This window comes from Mesorhizobium sp. M0563 (assembly GCF_040321065.1).
Classification (GTDB): domain Bacteria; phylum Pseudomonadota; class Alphaproteobacteria; order Rhizobiales; family Rhizobiaceae; genus Mesorhizobium.
Window position 1 is genome coordinate 114,546 of sequence record NZ_JAMYQV010000001.1, and the last position, 15,604, is coordinate 130,149.

The following is a 15,604-nucleotide window of genomic DNA, read 5'->3' on the forward strand; positions in this document are numbered from 1 at the left end:
GATGGGATAGAAGCGTGGCGATCAGCATCGAAAATTCCAGCGGACAGGCGGGCGAAGGCCGCGTGAAGAACGCGATCCTGATAGCCGGGCCGACCGCCAGCGGCAAGTCGGCGCTCGCACTCGACCTCGCCGAGCGCAATGGCGGTGTCATCGTCAGCACCGATTCCATGCAAGGCTATTCGGTGCTCGACGTGCTGACGGCGCGGCCGGGTGCTGCCGAACTCGCCCGCGTCCCTCACTTTCTTTATGGACACGTCGATCCGTCCACCGCCTATTCCACCGGCGCCTGGCTGCGTGATGTCATGAAGCTGATCGACGACGGCACGCTTTCGGCGCGGCAAGTGATTTTCGTCGGCGGTACCGGGCTTTATTTCCGGGCGCTCACGGAAGGTATTTCGGAGATGCCCGACATTCCGCAGTCGATCCGCGAGCGCTGGCGCTACGAGCTGCAAGAACAGGGCGCTGTGAGATTGCACCGCATCCTGTTGCGCGAGGATTCTGCGGCCGGCATGATGCTGAGGCCGACGGATGGCCAGCGCATCGTGCGGGCGCTGGAGGTGCTCGACGCGTCGGGCCGCTCCATCCTGGACTGGCAGGCCGCGCGTGGCCAGCCGTTGATCGACAGGAGCAGCGCGCGCTTTTTCTTCATCGAGCCGGAGCGGGCGGCGCTGGTGGAGCGGATCGATGCCCGCTTCGACCGCATGCTGGACAAAGGGGCATTGGACGAGGTGAAGCAGCTTTCGGCGCTCGGCCTCGATCCCGACCTGCCGGCGATGAAGGCGATCGGTGTTCGCGAGCTTCAGGCCGCGCTGGCCGGCGCCATCAGTTTTCCCGAGGCTATCGAGCGTGCGAAGATCGCGACGCGGCAATATGCAAAGCGGCAGGCGACCTGGTTCAGGCACCAATTGGGTCCGGAATGGCACAGGTTGCGTCCCGGTGAGGGGATCAACTGGGTGATCTCACCCCCTCCTTCGAGCGCAACCTGAAAAGTCGACATCGAAGGGACATTTCGCGTTGAAGTTGTCCAGGTTAACTGTCCGTAAGCTCCCGCATGCCATAAGATCGATAGGAACTTTTCAACGGGGAGCAGATGCATTTCCACAAGGCGGAATCAGCGTTTTTCGTCTTTATTTTTGTGATCCTGGCCGCCGGCCTGGTGACGCTTTACGCCTATGGACTCCTGCAAACCCTGGCGGCCGACATTAGCAATACGCCTTCGGAACTCGATGAAATCGTCTATCTCAACAAGCTGCTGTTTGCGATCGGCGTGCTGCTGGCGACTGCGCTGTTCTTCGGCATTTTCTTCATCTATCCGCTGATCCGAAAGCAGGCGACGGAAGAAGGCAAGCTGCGCGCGATGACAGTTTCACTCAGTGCGCGCTCGGAGACGCTGGAGCATGCGGCGCTGACCGACAGCCTCACCGGCATGCAGAATCGGCGCTATTTCGACGATGCGCTGAAAGAATATCTCGAGGAGTTTCGCCGCATCGAAAAACCAGTCGGGCTGATGATCCTCGATCTCGACCACTTCAAGCAGGTCAACGACAGCCACGGCCACGATGTCGGCGACGAGGTGTTGCGGGCCGTCGCCAACTGTCTCAAGGACATGACACGCTATCACGACGTGGTGGCGCGCCTGGGCGGCGAGGAGTTCGCGGTGGTCACGCCCAATATGGACGCCGAGCTGCTATCCAAATTCGCCGAGCGCATCCGCAAGGCGATCGCCAGCATGTCGGTGCTGACAGGCAATGTCCGACTGAAAATCACCACCAGCGTCGGGCTTGCCGTCTGGGACCGCAAGGAAACCGCCGAGGAGTTCTATCGCCGCGCCGACCGCCAGCTCTATGAGGCAAAGAGGCAAGGCCGTAACCGCGTCTGCGCCTGAATCCCGTCATTAAATTCGTGATGCTGGCCGTCTAGTGCCGTTTTCTGTGCTTCCGGTGCTCGCAGACCGACGTCGCCAAATAAGCTGAGACGGCGCCTTGCAAGGCTTGTGGGAGATAGAGGTGTTGCCGTGATCAAATCCGACCTCTCCGATCTTTACCGAGGCTATATTGCATGTCTGAACAAGCAGGATTGGCCAAATCTGGGGCAGTTTGTTCATGATGAAGCGATCCACAACGGTCGGCCGCTCGGATTATCCGGGTACCTCGAAATGTTGGAGAGAGACTTCGATGAAATTCCGGACCTTTACTTCGACATTCGGCTATTGGTTGCCGATCCGCCTTATATAGCGAGCCGGCTAAGCTTCAACTGCACCCCAAGGGGAACGTTCCTTGGGCTCGATGTAAGCGGGAAGAGAATTTGGTTTACCGAGAACGTATTCTATGAGTTTCAGAGAGGGAAAATTCGCCAGGTATGGTCCGTTATAGACAAGGCAGCCATCGAAGTTCAGCTTTGATGGTTGCCGACGCACCGATGAGGTCTGCCTAAACGTCGCTCGGCTCAATCGTTCTGGGGACGCAGGCCGAAGGTCGCCGGCTTGAGGCCGTAGCGCAAGTCGAAATCCTCGTCCCGCTGGGTACGTACGGCCGGCGGTTTGCGATAGTCGGAATCGCCGGCCTGCCGGCCCGGATCAATGACTTCCGCGAACGGCATTGCCTGTTGTGGTCTAGGCACGTTGCGCAGCCGTTCGACGATCGCAACGAGGTCGACATCGTTGCCGGTTTCGGAGGGCAAGGCGTCCTCGCGCTTGGCCGTGCCGGGGATCAAATCCTCGGAGAGTTTTTCGAATTTCATCCGCATCGTCGTCGCCACGCCTTCTCCGAAGGCAATGGCCTCGCGCTGCCCCATGGAAGACAGGAACGCCAGCGTCGAAGCCGAGGAATCGGCGATCGCCGAGCGGATGATCGCCTGGTCCTGCTCATTGGCGAGCCGCATGGCGAAGAACGTCGAGCACTGCGACAGGATGGTCGGATCAAGCTCGCCCGGGCGCTGGGTGACGACGCCGAGATAACAGCCATATTTGCGGCCTTCCTTGGCGATGCGCGACAGCGCGTGCCGGGTCGGCGCGAAACCGAGGCGCGGATCGGCCGGCATATAGCGATGCGCTTCCTCGCACAGGAAGAGCAGCCGCAAGCGGCCTTCGCTCCACAACGCCAGGTCGAACGCCAGCCGCGCCAGCACCGAGCATACGGAATTGACCACCTCGGACGGCATACCGGCCATTTCGAAGCAGGTCACCGGGCGGCCGTGATGCGGCACGCGGAAAATGTTGCCGATCGTCTCGTGAATGGTGTCCTCGATCAGGCGCGAGTTGAACATGAAACGGTAGCGCGGATCGGATGCCGCCGATTCGACACGTGTCTTCAGTGACCTGAGGGTTGGACGATCGTTCTTGCTTTCTAGCAATCCCATGCGTTCGTCGACCAGCTTGATGAGGTCGGCAATGCGATAGGGTACCGGCGCGTCGGCGGTCAGCGCGTCGGTGCTGCGCCGCAGGTAGTTGCCGGTGTTCGGATTGCGATAGAGGTTCTTGGCCGCGGGAATGAGATCGCGCAAGGCGTCGACCTCTTCCGGCACCGTCTCGCGGCCGCGAAACAGCACCTCGGCGAATTCCTCGAGTTTGAACATCCAGAAAGGCAGGTCGAGCGTCGTCGAATCGACCCTGAAGCAATATTCGGGCAAGGACGCGGCGAACTCGTTGTGTGGATCCAGGATGAGCACGCGCAGGTCGGGCCGGGCGGCGATCGACTTGCGCAAGAGCAGCGAGACGGCGGTCGATTTGCCGACCCCGGTCGTGCCGACAATGGCGAAATGGCGCGCCAGCGTATCGTCGATGGCAATATTGGCGTCGATGGCCTCGTCCTGCGACAGCGTGCCGATGGTAATCGAATGACGCCCGGCGAGATCGTAGACGGCCTGCAGGTCGCGGCTGCGGATACGATGGGCAATGGCGCCGATATGCGGATAGGTCGTGATGCCACGGTCGAACACCGGCTTGGCGCCGGGTTCGGCACCGTCGCGCACCTCTCCGATCAATTCGATGCTGACCTCGATCGGATTCTGGCCCTCGCTGCTCCAGGCGCGATCCGACTTGCCGATTTCGTAAACCAGGCCGACGGTTCGTGATGTGCCGAGATTGATCGAGATCATCTTGCCGACGCTCCATAGGCCGGTGACCGTGCCTTCGATATCGTCGGCATAGGCGCTGATGGTGGCTCGCGCGCCATCGCATTGCACGACATTGCCCAGAATCCGCTTGTCGTTCTGCTCCGCCCTGCGGCGCTCCAGCAAAGTCGGTTCACCAATGGAGGTTTCGCGTTCGACGAGCATGGACAGGCCGATCCCCTTTTCCCAAACAATGAGCCTAGGCGAACGGCGTTAAGGTGGGGTGAGGCCGGATGGTTTAGCGGACGTTAAGCGGTTTGCGAAAACTGGACGAAACGGCCGTTGCCGGAGCGCGTGATTTCGCTATAGTGGATGAATGGATAATATAGCGAACGATATCTCATCGATTATCGGCAGAAGGATACACGCCGAAAGGGTGGCTCGCAGCTGGTCTCTCGCGGAACTGGCGGAGGAGTCCGATGTCTCGAAAGCCATGCTGAGCACGATCGAGCGCGGCATGACGAGCCCGACGGCGGCGCTTCTTGTGCGCATTGCGGCCGCGTTCGGCATGACGCTTTCCACTTTGATCGCAAGGGCGGAGTTGCAAGGCGGTGGCCTGCTTCGCGAACGTGACCAGCCGGTCTGGCGCGATCCGTCTACGGGTTATGTGCGGCGGCACCTTTCGCCGGTTTCGGACATGCCGCTCGAACTGATCCGGGTCCAACTGCCGGCGGGCGCCAAGGTGAGCTTCCCGGCGGCCTCCTATGCCTTCATCAGACAACAAATCTGGCTGATCTCCGGGCAGCTTGAATTCATCGAGGGCGACGTCGTTCACAGGCTCGAGCCCGGCGACTGCCTGGCGCTCGGCGCGCCATCCGATTGCGTCTTCCACGCTCCGGGACCGGACGCCGCCGACTATCTGGTTGCATTGGCCAGGAGCTGAGACGATGGCGCGCCGTCCGAAACGCTCCGACAATGGCGGTCCGCCGCTCGACGACTACGACGGTCCGCCTTGGGGCAAGGGAGACCCCTATATCTTTCTTGCCTGGCGGACCGCCCATGCCCAGGCATGGAAAGTGCCGAGCCGCGAGATCATGCTGATGCGGCTGGACAAGGCCGAGCGGCTGGGCCTGACTTATGAGGAATACACGCTCGAACTGCTGGAACGCGGGCGACATCTGCAAGAGGAAGACGCCGAGCGCATCGGGGAAATCCGCCGAGCCAGGAAGCGGAAGCGGACCAGTCATTTCGGCTAACGGTGCAGGCCATGCTGCCGCTCGATGCACTGCCGTTCCCGTTGCACACAGAGGAGACCACATGGATTCAATAGAAATCAACCTGCTCAGCAATACTGCCGGAACGAAAAAAATGCTGGTCGATTTGCTGATCGGCACGGTTGCCGCCGGCGGCTCGGTCAGCTTCATGCATCCCTTGGCGCCGGAGATGGCCGCAGCCTTCTGGAACAAGTCGCTTCAGGCGGTCAACAGAGGCGAAAGGGCGGTGCTCGGGGCCTGGAACGGCGAGGCTCTGGTCGGCACCGTCACCTTGCTGCTCGACTGCCCTCCCAACCAGCCGCACCGGGCCGAGATCGCCAAGCTGATGACCCGCCTCAATTATCGCGGCAAGGGCGTCGCAACCCGCCTGATGGAGGCGGCGGAAGCCGTTGCCATGGAGAAAGGCCGCACGCTGTTGGTGCTGGACACGGCAAAAGAGGAAGGGGCTTCCGGCCTCTATGAAAAGCTCGGCTTCACGCTGGGCGGCGAAATACCAGATTATGCGATGAAGCCGCATGGCGGGCTGACAGGCACCCTCATCTACTGGAAGCGCATTGGTACAGTCTGATCCTGCCCGCGCACATTCGCCGTTGACAGCACCATCAAACCAATTCTATTGTCCGCGACCATGAAAACGGCACTCATTCTCGTAGGAAAGCGCGTGGGCAAGGCGGTGTAACCGCCAGGCGGTGACCTCCCATGCGCAAGACACAGGCTCCCTCGGGGGCCTTTTTTATTGCCCGAAACACGACTAAACGACCAGCAATCGCCCGATGGCGAACAGTACGGGACCAGACCGATGAGCAGTGGACAGAATGAGCGGCGCGAAACGCCAAGAACCGAGATGACTGGCGCCGAAATGGTGGTGCAGGCGCTGAAGGACAATGGCGTCAAGCATGTTTTCGGCTATCCGGGCGGCGCGGTTCTGCCAATCTACGATGAAATCTTCCAGCAGGACGAGGTCGAGCACATCCTCGTTCGCCACGAGCAGGGCGCTGGCCACGCGGCGGAAGGCTATGCGCGCTCGACCGGCAAGGCCGGCGTCATGCTGGTGACCTCCGGGCCGGGCGCGACAAACGCGGTGACGCCATTGCAGGATGCGCTGATGGATTCGATCCCGCTGGTCTGCCTGACCGGCCAGGTGCCGACCTCGCTGATCGGCTCGGATGCGTTCCAGGAGTGCGACACGGTCGGCATCACGCGGCCCTGCACCAAGCACAACTGGCTGGTGAAGGACGTCAACCAGCTCGCGGCAACGATCCACGAGGCCTTCCATGTGGCAACGACAGGGCGCCCCGGTCCGGTCGTCGTCGACATCCCTAAGGACGTTCAGTTCGCCAAGGGCATCTATGTCCCGCCGCAGACGGCGCCGCGCACCAGCTACCAGCCGAAGGTCCAGGGCGACCTGGAGAAGATCAAGGCGGCGGTCGAGCTGATGGCCGGCGCCAGGAGGCCGATCATCTATTCGGGCGGCGGCGTCATCAATTCCGGCCCGGAGGCGAGCCATCTGCTGCGCGAGCTGGTCGACCTGACCGGCTTCCCGATCACCTCGACGCTGATGGGCCTTGGCGCCTATCCGGCGTCGGGCAAGAACTGGATGGGCATGCTCGGCATGCACGGCACCTACGAAGCGAACATGGCGATGCACGATTGCGACGTCATGCTCTGCATCGGCGCGCGCTTCGACGACCGCATCACCGGGCGGCTGACAGCGTTTTCGCCGAATTCGAAGAAGATCCACATCGACATCGACCCGTCTTCGATCAACAAGAACGTCCATACCGACGTGCCGATCATCGGCGATGTCGGCCGTGTGCTGGAGGATCTTGTGCGACTGTGGCGGGCAACCGCCAAGGCCGACAAGAAGGCGCTTCACCCGTGGTGGGAGCAGATCGCCAAATGGCGCGCGCGCGATTCACTCGCCTACAAGATGAACCATGAGGTGATCATGCCGCAATATGCCGTCCAGCGGCTTTATGCGCTGACCAAAGACCTCGACACCTACATCACCACCGAGGTCGGCCAGCACCAGATGTGGGCGGCGCAGCACTATCATTTCGAGAAGCCGAACCGCTGGATGACCTCCGGCGGGCTGGGCACGATGGGCTACGGCCTGCCGGCCGCGCTCGGCGTGCAGATCGCGCACCCGGATGCGCTGGTCATCGATATCGCCGGCGACGCTTCGGTGCAGATGACGATGCAGGAGATGAGCGCGGCGGTACAGCACGAGGCGCCGATCAAGATCTTCATCCTCAACAACCAGTACATGGGCATGGTGCGGCAATGGCAGCAGCTGCTGCACGGCAACCGGCTGTCGCATTCCTATACCGAGGCGATGCCGGATTTCGTCAAGCTCGCCGAAGCCTATGGCGGCCACGGTATTCGCTGCGACAAGCCGGACGAGCTCGATGACGCCATCAAGGAGATGATCGCGGTCAAGAAGCCCGTCCTGTTCGATTGCCGCGTGGCGACGCTCGCCAACTGCTTCCCGATGATCCCGTCCGGCAAGGCGCATAACGAGATGCTGTTGCCTGATGAGGCGACCGACGAAGCTGTCGCCAACGCGATCGACGCCAAGGGCAGGGAACTGGTGTAGCCTGGTTCAAGGAAGCTGTGCGGAAACAGCAGATTAGCACAAAAGTTTGAAATCGAGATTCATGTCATGAACGCACAGTTGCAACCGACCGGCTCCGCCTATTTCATCGCCAAGGAGACGGAAAAACCAGAGAACCACACGCTTTCGGTCCTCGTCGACAACGAGCCGGGCGTGCTTGCCCGGGTCATCGGCCTGTTCTCCGGACGTGGCTACAACATCGAGAGCCTGACGGTCTCGGAAACCGAGCACGAAAAGCACCTGTCGCGCATCACCATCGTGACGCGCGGCACGCCCCACGTGCTGGAGCAGATCAAGCACCAGCTCGAGCGCATCGTGCCGGTGCATCGTGTCGTCGATCTCACCGTGCGATCGCAGGAATTCGGACAGGAGCGGCCATTGGAGCGGGAGCTCGCGCTGGTCAAGGTCGCCGGCACCGGCGAATCCCGCGTCGAGGCGCTCAGGCTCGCCGATGCATTCCGCGCCAGCGTCATCGACGCCAACACCGAGCATTTCATCTTCGAGATTACCGGCAAGGGCTCCAAGCTTGATCAGTTTATCGCCATCATGAAGCCGCTCGGGCTGGTCGAAATCTGCCGTACCGGAGTGGCGGCGATGAACCGCGGCCCGCAAGGGATGTAGTCATCCAGCTTGGCTCTATCTCGTCGCTTTGCCACCGATCGCATTGAATAGGGGAACGGCATGACATTCGACGCATTCTTCGCCCTGCTGGTCTATGCCTTCGTGACCTCGATCACGCCGGGTCCGAACAATTTCATGCTTTTGGCCTCGGGTGTGAATTTCGGCTTGGTCAAGACCGTGCCACACATGCTCGGCATCGGCTTCGGCTTCCTCGTGCTGTTGCTTGCCGTAGGCTTCGGGCTTGGCGCCGTGTTGACGGCCTTTCCGGTGCTGCATACCGGGTTGAAGATCGCCGGCGGCCTCTACCTGCTTTATCTGGCCTGGAAGATCGCCATGTCGCGCTCGCTCGGCGGCGAAGGCGAGGCGAAGGGCCAGCCGATGCGCTTCGTCGAGGCTGCGGCTTTCCAGTGGGTCAATCCTAAGGCCTGGGTGATGGCGATTACGGCCATGGCCGTCTATACCAATCCGGAACGCCCGTTTGTGTCCGTGGTGCTGATCGCGGCCGCTTTCGCCGTCGTCATGCTGCCGAGCATTTCGACTTGGGCCGGTTTCGGCATGGCGCTGCGCGGTTTTCTGGCTGATGCGGTGCGGCTCAAATGGTTCAACATCGCCATGGGCGTGATGCTTGCGGCGACGCTGTGGCCGATGCTGCGTTAGCTGCCGTTTTATTGTGCACTGCACATTAAATCTTCGTAATGACGGCTTTTGGCCCTTTTTCGCCTTCGGCATCCTCTATTATCTGGCAAAAGCGCGGCAAGAGGCTGCGAGTTGAGCTAGACTGCGGCCACCGGATAGCGGCGTGTCGGATCGAGAGGCCTATTGTCGATGCGCGGAAAGATCGTATTTGCGGTGATTGCTGCAGCCTGCGTTGCCGCGGCGGCGTGGCTTTATCATTCGCCCACCGCAATGAGCGGTCTTCAGCAGATGCTGTCGGCGAAGCAGACGACGGCGGCGGCGGACAAGCCCGCTGCAGCGGCAAATGCCGCGCGTTCGACTTCGGTGGTTGCCGCCACCGCCTCGACGGCCGATTTCCCGGTCCGGCGCTATGCCATCGGCTTTGTGTCCTCTCCCGCCGTGGTCAGCATCAACGCACGGGTCTCGAGCCAGATCGTCGCAATCGCGGTCAAGGACGGACAGATGGTGAAGGCCGGCGACCTTCTGTTCTCGCTGGACGATCGCTCATTGAAGGCCCAATTGGCACGCGATCAGGCGACGCTCGCAAAAGACCAGGCGCTGCTTGCCAGCGCCACGGCCGATCTTCAGCGCGCCAAGAATCTCGTCGCCAGGCAGGCCGGAACACAGCAGACCTATGATCAGGCCGTCGCGGCGCAGAAATCCGCCGCGGCCACCGTCGACGCCGATAAGGCGACGATCGATGCGGACGAGGTCCAGCTTGGCTTTGCCACGATCAAAGCGCCGATTTCCGGCAGGCTTGGCGCGGTCAGCGTCGCGGTCGGCGACCTCGTCACCACCAGCAACGGCAGCAGCACGTCGACGCCGCTGGTGACGATCACGCAGGTCGACCCGCTGCAGGTGAACTTCAATCTTCCGGAAAGCGATCTTGCCTTACTGCACAAGGCGCTGGCGGCGCCGCAGCAAGGCGCGGTGACGCTGACCAAGGACGGCGGCCCGAAGCCGATCGGCAAGGGAACGCTGGATTTTGTCGACTCCAGCGTGGACACGGCATCCGGCACGATCGCAACGCGGGCCAGCGTGCCCAACACCGATCTTTCGCTGTGGCCGGGCCAATATGTCAATGTCGTGCTCGATGCCGGCATCATGCCGCAAATGACGTCCGTTCCGACGGTCGCCGTCCAGCCCAGCCAGAAGGGCCCGTTCGTCTATGTGATCAAGCCGGACAACACCGTTGAAATGCGGCCCGTGCAGGTCGCGCTGACAGAAGGCGCCAACACCGCGATCAGCCAAGGATTGAAAAGCGGCGAGCGTGTCGTCGTCGAAGGCCAGACCAAGCTGAAAAACGGCGCGGCGGTGCGCGAAGGCAAGGCCTCGACCGGTACCGGCGACCAGGCGACTCCGAAGGTCGCGGAGGCCGACAGGACGGGCGGAACACAGCCATGATTTCCGAATTCTGCATCCGCAGGCCCGTCGCCACGCTGCTCATGTCGTTCGCCTTGGTTCTGGGCGGGCTATTTGCTTACAAATTCCTGCCGGTCGCGGCGCTGCCAAGCGCGGAATTTCCGGTTGTCAATGTCTCGGCCTCGCTGCCTGGGGCCTCGCCGGAAACCATGGCGACCTCGGTGGCAACGCCGCTGATCAAGCAGTTTGCCACTATCGCCGGCATCGATTCGATCTCGACGACCAATTCGCTCGGCACGACCTCGATTGCCATTCAGTTCGTGCTCAACCGCGACATCGATGCAGCCGCCGCCGATGTGCAGGCGGCGATCGCACGCACGCAACGACAATTGCCGCCGGAGATGACCAGCCCGCCGAGCTATCGCAAGGTCAATCCAGCCGACGCACCGATCCTGCTGATGTCGCTGGTCAGCGACACCATTCCGCTGACCGATCTCGATGCCTTTGCCGAGAATGTGATTTCGCCGTCGCTGTCGACGATCGACGGCGTTGCGCAGGTTTCGATCTACGGCCAGCAGAAATATGCCGTCCGCGTCCAGATCGATCCGACGGCGCTCGCCGCACGCGGCATCTCGATCGACCAGCTGCAGACGGCCATTGCCTCGGCCAACAGCAACACGCCGCTCGGCGTGCTCAAGAACAACAAACAGCAGTTGACCATCACGGCGAACACGCAGCTGACCAATGCGGCGGGATTCTCCAACATCATCATCGCCACCAAGAACGGCCATCCGGTGCGGCTCGGCGAGGTGACCCGCGTCATCGATTCGGTCGAGACCACGACGACGGCAAGCTGGTATGACGGCACCCGCGCCATCATCATGGCGGTGCAGCGTCAGCCGGATGCCAATACCGTCGATGTCGTCGACCGCGTCAAGGCGATGCTGCCTTCCTTCGAGGGTCAGATGCCGGCAGCTGCGAGCATCCAGTTGCTCAACGATCGCTCAACATCGATCCGCGAGGCGGTCGACGACGTGCAGTTCACGCTCCTGCTCACTATCGCGCTGGTGGTGATGGTGATCTTCCTGTTCCTGCGCCGGGTGACGGCGACGGTGATCCCGGCCGTGGCGGTGCCGATTTCGCTCATCGCCACTCTGGGCGTGATGTACCTGTTCGGCTTTTCCATCGACAACATCTCGCTGATGGGACTGACGCTGGCGGTCGGCCTTGTCGTCGACGACGCCATTGTCATGCTGGAAAATATCTTCCGGCATATGGAGGAGGATGGGCTCTCGGCAATGGAGGCGTCGCTCAAGGGCGCCCGCGAAATCGGCTTCACCATCATCTCGATCTCGATCTCGCTGGTCGCCGTGTTCATTCCCGTGCTTTTGATGGGCGGCGTGATCGGGCGCATCTTCAACGAGTTCGCGGTGGTGGTGACGGTCGCCATCCTGGCGTCGATGTTCGTCTCGCTGACGCTGACGCCGATGCTGTGCTCGCGGCTGTTGTCGTTATCGAAAGCCGAGCAGAAAGCAGCGCACGGCGCGGACCATAGGCAAAACGTCTTCATGCGGGGCTATGACCGGCTGCTGACATTCTGCCTGCGCCACAATTTCCTGGTTTTCCTTGTCTTCCTGGTAACCGCCGGGCTGTCGGTGTGGCTGATCCAGATCTCGCCGAAGGGCTTCTTCCCGCAGGAGGATATCGGCCAGGTCTCGGTGACGACCATCGCGCGCCAGGACATCTCCTTCGACGCCATGGTCAAGTTGCAGGGGCAAGTGGCTGATGTCTTCTCCCATTCGCCCTATGTCGCGCATGTCGGCTGGTCGGCGGGCAGTGGAAACAATGCGCTCAACCAAGGCCAGCTGTTTGTACAGCTGAAAGACAAGGACCAGCGCCCCAATATCGACAAGGTGCTTGCGGATCTGCGGCGCCAGCTTGCCAATGTGTCCGGCATCGAAACCTACATGCAACCGGTGCAGAACCTGCGGCTCGGCGCGCGCGCTTCGGCGAGTGCCTACCAGCTTGCCGTGCAGGGCCTCGATACCGGCCTGACGAATGTCTGGGCGCAAAAGTTGACGGACGCGATGGCTGCCGATCATGGCGCCTTCACCGATGTCACCAATGACCTGCAGAACAACGCGTTGCAGGCGACGCTGGTGATCGACCGCGACAAGGCAGCGACGCTTGGCGTCGATACCGACACGTTGCGCTCCAGCCTCTATGGCGGTTTCGGCACCCAGCAGGTGTCGACCATCTTCGGTTCGGCCGACAGCTATAAAGTGGTCATGGAGCTCGACCCGAAGATCGAGTGGTCGCCCGAACGGATGCTGGCGATCAAGGTAAGGACGGTCAGCGGCAGCCTGGTGCCGCTCGGTGCGTTCGCCCGTGTCGATCGGACCGCCGGCGCTTTGACCGTCAATCAGCTCGGCCAGCTTCCGGCAGTGACCATTTCCTACAATCTGCCGCAAGGCGTGGCCCTCGGCGACAGCGTGAGCCACATCAATGCGCTGAAGGACAAGATCGGCATGCCGCCGACGATCTCGACCGCCTTCTCGGGCACGGCGAAGACGTTCCAGGATTCGCTTTCCAACCAGGGGCTGCTGATCGGCGGCGCGATCCTGACCATCTATATCGTGCTCGGCATGCTCTATGAGAGCTTTATCCATCCGCTTACCATCCTGACCGGGCTTCCGTCGGCGGTGCTCGGCGCGCTGGTGGCGCTGCGGCTGGCGGGGATGGATTTGTCGGTGATCGCGGTGATCGGCATCCTGATGCTGATCGGCATCGTCAAGAAGAACGGCATCATGATGATCGACGTGGCGCTCGAGCTCAGGCGCGAGGGAATGTCGCCTGTCGAATCCATCCACAAGGCCTGCCTTATGCGCTTCCGGCCGATCATGATGACCACGCTTGCCGCGCTGATGGGTACCATCCCGATCGCGCTCGGCACCGGCGCCAGCGCGGAATTGCGCCAGCCTCTCGGCGTGGCGGTGGTCGGCGGCCTTGTCGCCTCGCAGGCACTGACGCTGTTCGTCACGCCCGTTATCTACGTCTACATGGAACATTTTTCCGGCTGGCTCGTCAGCGTATGGGCGGGGCACCGGGGCGAGCCGAGCCCGGTCGAGGCGGTCGACCAGCCGTCACTGTTCGACGACGAGGAAGAACCGGTGCCGCAGAAGGCGGCAGCCGAATAGCACTGGGCCAAGCCGTGGTGCTTGCGGCCGGAGGTCCGCGATCGTAATTTGATGCCATGCTGCACAATCACGACCACGACAACGAGCTTGATGCTTTTGCGGCGCGTGTGCGCGCACTGGAGACGATTCTCACCCGCAAGGGGCTGATCGATCCAGCGGCGATCGACGTCATCGTCGATACCTACGAAACCAAGGTCGGGCCGCGCAACGGCGCAAAGGTGGTGGCGAAGGCCTGGGTTGATCCCGGGTTTGCCGCATGGCTGAAGCGTGATGCGACGGCGGCCATCGAATCGCTCGGCCACACCGGCCGGCAAGGCGAACACATGCAGGCGGTGTTCAACACGGCCGACACGCACAACCTCGTCGTCTGCACGCTATGCTCCTGCTATCCATGGTCGGTGCTCGGCCTGCCGCCGGTCTGGTACAAGGCGCCGCCCTACCGTTCGCGCGCGGTGATCGATCCGCGCGGCGTGCTCGACGAATTCGGGCTGACCTTGCCGGCGACGACGGCAATCCGGGTGTGGGATTCGACCGCCGAGCTGCGCTATCTGGTGGTGCCGATGCGGCCCAGGGACACAGAGGGCTGGGATGAGGCACGGCTCGCCGATCTGGTGACGCGCGATGCCATGATCGGCACGGCGCTGGCGCGGGAACCGGCATGAACGGGCCGCAGGATCTCGGCGGCCAGATGGGTTTCGGGCCGGTCGCGCCTGAACAGGACGAACCCTATTTCCATGCCGATTGGGAAAGGCGGGCGCTGGGCGTGACGTTGTGCGCCGGCGCCATGGGCGCCTGGACCATCGACGAGAGCCGGCACGCGCGGGAATCGCTGCACCCGGCCGACTACTATGCGTCGAGTTATTACGAAATCTGGATCAAGGCGCTGGAGGTGTTACTCAAACGCCATGGTTTCGTCAGCGACCGCGATCTGGCCAGGGGCGATGCGGTCGACCCGGCAGCGACACCCAAGCGGGTCCTGAAGGCGCAAGACGTTTCGGCGGTGCTGGCCAAGGGCGGGCCTTGCGACCGGCCGGTCGCCGTCCCGCCGCGATTCAAGGCAGGCGACCTCGTGCGAACCAAGAACTTTCATCCGACCGGCCACACCAGGCTGCCGCGTTACGCGCGTGGCAAGCGAGGCGTCATCGAGGCCATGCGTGACGGCTTCGTTTTTCCCGACACCAATGCGCACGGCCAGGGCGAAAACCCGCAATGGGTCTATACGGTGGCCTTCACCGGCAGCGAAATCTGGGGCGAGGGCGCCGACCCGACACTTGTCGTGTCGATCGATGCCTGGGAGAGCTATCTTGAAGCGGCGTGAGACGGGCTCAGTCGCCATCGCGCTGCCCGCCGGTGTCGAGGCGCCAGTCTTCGCCCAGCCGTGGCAAGCAGAGGCCTTCGCCATGACGGTGGCGCTACACGACAACGGGCTGTTTTCGTGGAGCGAATGGGCGGACGCCTTGTCGGCCGAGGTGAAGCGGCCGGGCGCCGCGCGCGACGGTCATGACTATTACAAGCACTGGCTGGCCGCGCTAGAAAAGCTGCTTTCGGCCAAAGGCGTTGCCGGTAGGAGCGACGTCGACAGCCTTGCTGCTGCCTGGGAACGGGCCGCGCATGCTACGCCGCATGGCAAGCCGATCCTGCTGGAGAACGATCCACAGCGGGCTGGGTAAGCTGTCGTCGCCCGGCGTTGTTCTCTTTACGTTCCTCTTCGTCGCTGATAGCCTGGCCCTGTCGCAGCAGCGTAATTGCAGGCGATGAAGTTGATGGTGACGGCAGTCACCTTGTCTTTCCCTCGCGAATCCGGTCTGTCG

At 62.2% G+C, this 15,604-nt stretch carries 15 protein-coding genes; 14 read left to right on the plus strand and 1 reads right to left on the minus strand.

From position 1 onward, the window contains the following. The first annotated feature begins 14 nt into the window (after positions 1-14). From miaA to NKI50_RS00535, 3 genes are all read left to right on the plus strand, one after another. On the plus strand, positions 15-986 hold the full coding sequence (gene miaA, locus NKI50_RS00525; RefSeq protein WP_352715048.1) for a tRNA (adenosine(37)-N6)-dimethylallyltransferase MiaA: 972 nt from the start codon (positions 15-17) through the stop codon (positions 984-986). A 104-nt stretch (positions 987-1,090) separates the two neighbouring features. Next, complete coding sequence (locus tag NKI50_RS00530) at positions 1,091-1,885, plus strand: GGDEF domain-containing protein (RefSeq protein ID WP_023720804.1); 795 nt, start codon at positions 1,091-1,093, stop codon at positions 1,883-1,885. Between the two features lie 129 nt (positions 1,886-2,014). Further along, on the plus strand, positions 2,015-2,401 hold the full coding sequence (locus tag NKI50_RS00535) for an ester cyclase (RefSeq protein WP_023720803.1): 387 nt from the start codon (positions 2,015-2,017) through the stop codon (positions 2,399-2,401). Positions 2,402-2,445: 44 nt separating this feature from the next. Here NKI50_RS00535 and NKI50_RS00540 read toward each other — a convergent pair whose 3' ends face one another. Next, on the minus strand, positions 2,446-4,275 hold the full coding sequence (locus NKI50_RS00540) for an ATP-binding protein (RefSeq protein WP_352639694.1): 1,830 nt from the start codon (positions 4,273-4,275) through the stop codon (positions 2,446-2,448). A gap of 151 nt (positions 4,276-4,426) precedes the next feature. Between NKI50_RS00540 and NKI50_RS00545 the strand changes: the two genes are divergently transcribed. The 11 genes from NKI50_RS00545 to NKI50_RS00595 all read left to right on the plus strand — a co-directional run bounded on the left by NKI50_RS00545 (position 4,427) and on the right by NKI50_RS00595 (position 15,463). Then, on the plus strand, positions 4,427-4,993 hold the full coding sequence (locus NKI50_RS00545; RefSeq protein ID WP_352639693.1) for a helix-turn-helix domain-containing protein: 567 nt from the start codon (positions 4,427-4,429) through the stop codon (positions 4,991-4,993). A 4-nt stretch (positions 4,994-4,997) separates the two neighbouring features. Next, positions 4,998-5,306, plus strand: coding sequence for a hypothetical protein (locus NKI50_RS00550; RefSeq protein ID WP_352547049.1), 309 nt, complete (start codon positions 4,998-5,000; stop codon positions 5,304-5,306). Between the two features lie 61 nt (positions 5,307-5,367). Beyond that, the gene (locus NKI50_RS00555; protein ID WP_023720799.1) at positions 5,368-5,892 is read left to right on the plus strand and encodes a GNAT family N-acetyltransferase; all 525 of its coding nucleotides are present in this window, start codon (positions 5,368-5,370) and stop codon (positions 5,890-5,892) included. Between the two features lie 231 nt (positions 5,893-6,123). After that, a complete protein-coding gene (locus NKI50_RS00560) occupies positions 6,124-7,920 on the plus strand; it encodes an acetolactate synthase 3 large subunit (RefSeq protein ID WP_352495182.1) in 1,797 nt (598 codons plus the stop codon). Between the two features lie 66 nt (positions 7,921-7,986). Further along, positions 7,987-8,559, plus strand: coding sequence for an acetolactate synthase small subunit (gene ilvN / locus NKI50_RS00565; RefSeq protein ID WP_023720797.1), 573 nt, complete (start codon positions 7,987-7,989; stop codon positions 8,557-8,559). A 60-nt stretch (positions 8,560-8,619) separates the two neighbouring features. After that, positions 8,620-9,216, plus strand: coding sequence for a LysE family translocator (locus NKI50_RS00570; protein WP_023720796.1), 597 nt, complete (start codon positions 8,620-8,622; stop codon positions 9,214-9,216). Between the two features lie 168 nt (positions 9,217-9,384). Beyond that, positions 9,385-10,638, plus strand: a complete 1,254-nt coding sequence (locus tag NKI50_RS00575) for an efflux RND transporter periplasmic adaptor subunit (protein WP_023720795.1) — start codon at positions 9,385-9,387, stop codon at positions 10,636-10,638. Continuing rightward, positions 10,635-13,793, plus strand: a complete 3,159-nt coding sequence (locus NKI50_RS00580) for an efflux RND transporter permease subunit (protein WP_352547052.1) — start codon at positions 10,635-10,637, stop codon at positions 13,791-13,793. Before NKI50_RS00575 ends, NKI50_RS00580 begins: the two co-directional genes overlap by 4 nt. A gap of 56 nt (positions 13,794-13,849) precedes the next feature. After that, a complete protein-coding gene (nthA, locus tag NKI50_RS00585; protein WP_023720794.1) occupies positions 13,850-14,455 on the plus strand; it encodes a nitrile hydratase subunit alpha in 606 nt (201 codons plus the stop codon). Beyond that, positions 14,452-15,111, plus strand: a complete 660-nt coding sequence (nthB, locus tag NKI50_RS00590; protein WP_352639691.1) for a nitrile hydratase subunit beta — start codon at positions 14,452-14,454, stop codon at positions 15,109-15,111. The genes nthA and nthB overlap by 4 nt, the downstream gene beginning before the upstream one ends. Further along, entirely contained in the window at positions 15,098-15,463 is a 366-nt protein-coding gene (locus tag NKI50_RS00595) for a nitrile hydratase accessory protein (protein ID WP_352483010.1), read from the plus strand. The genes nthB and NKI50_RS00595 overlap by 14 nt, the downstream gene beginning before the upstream one ends. Positions 15,464-15,604: the final 141 nt, after the last annotated feature.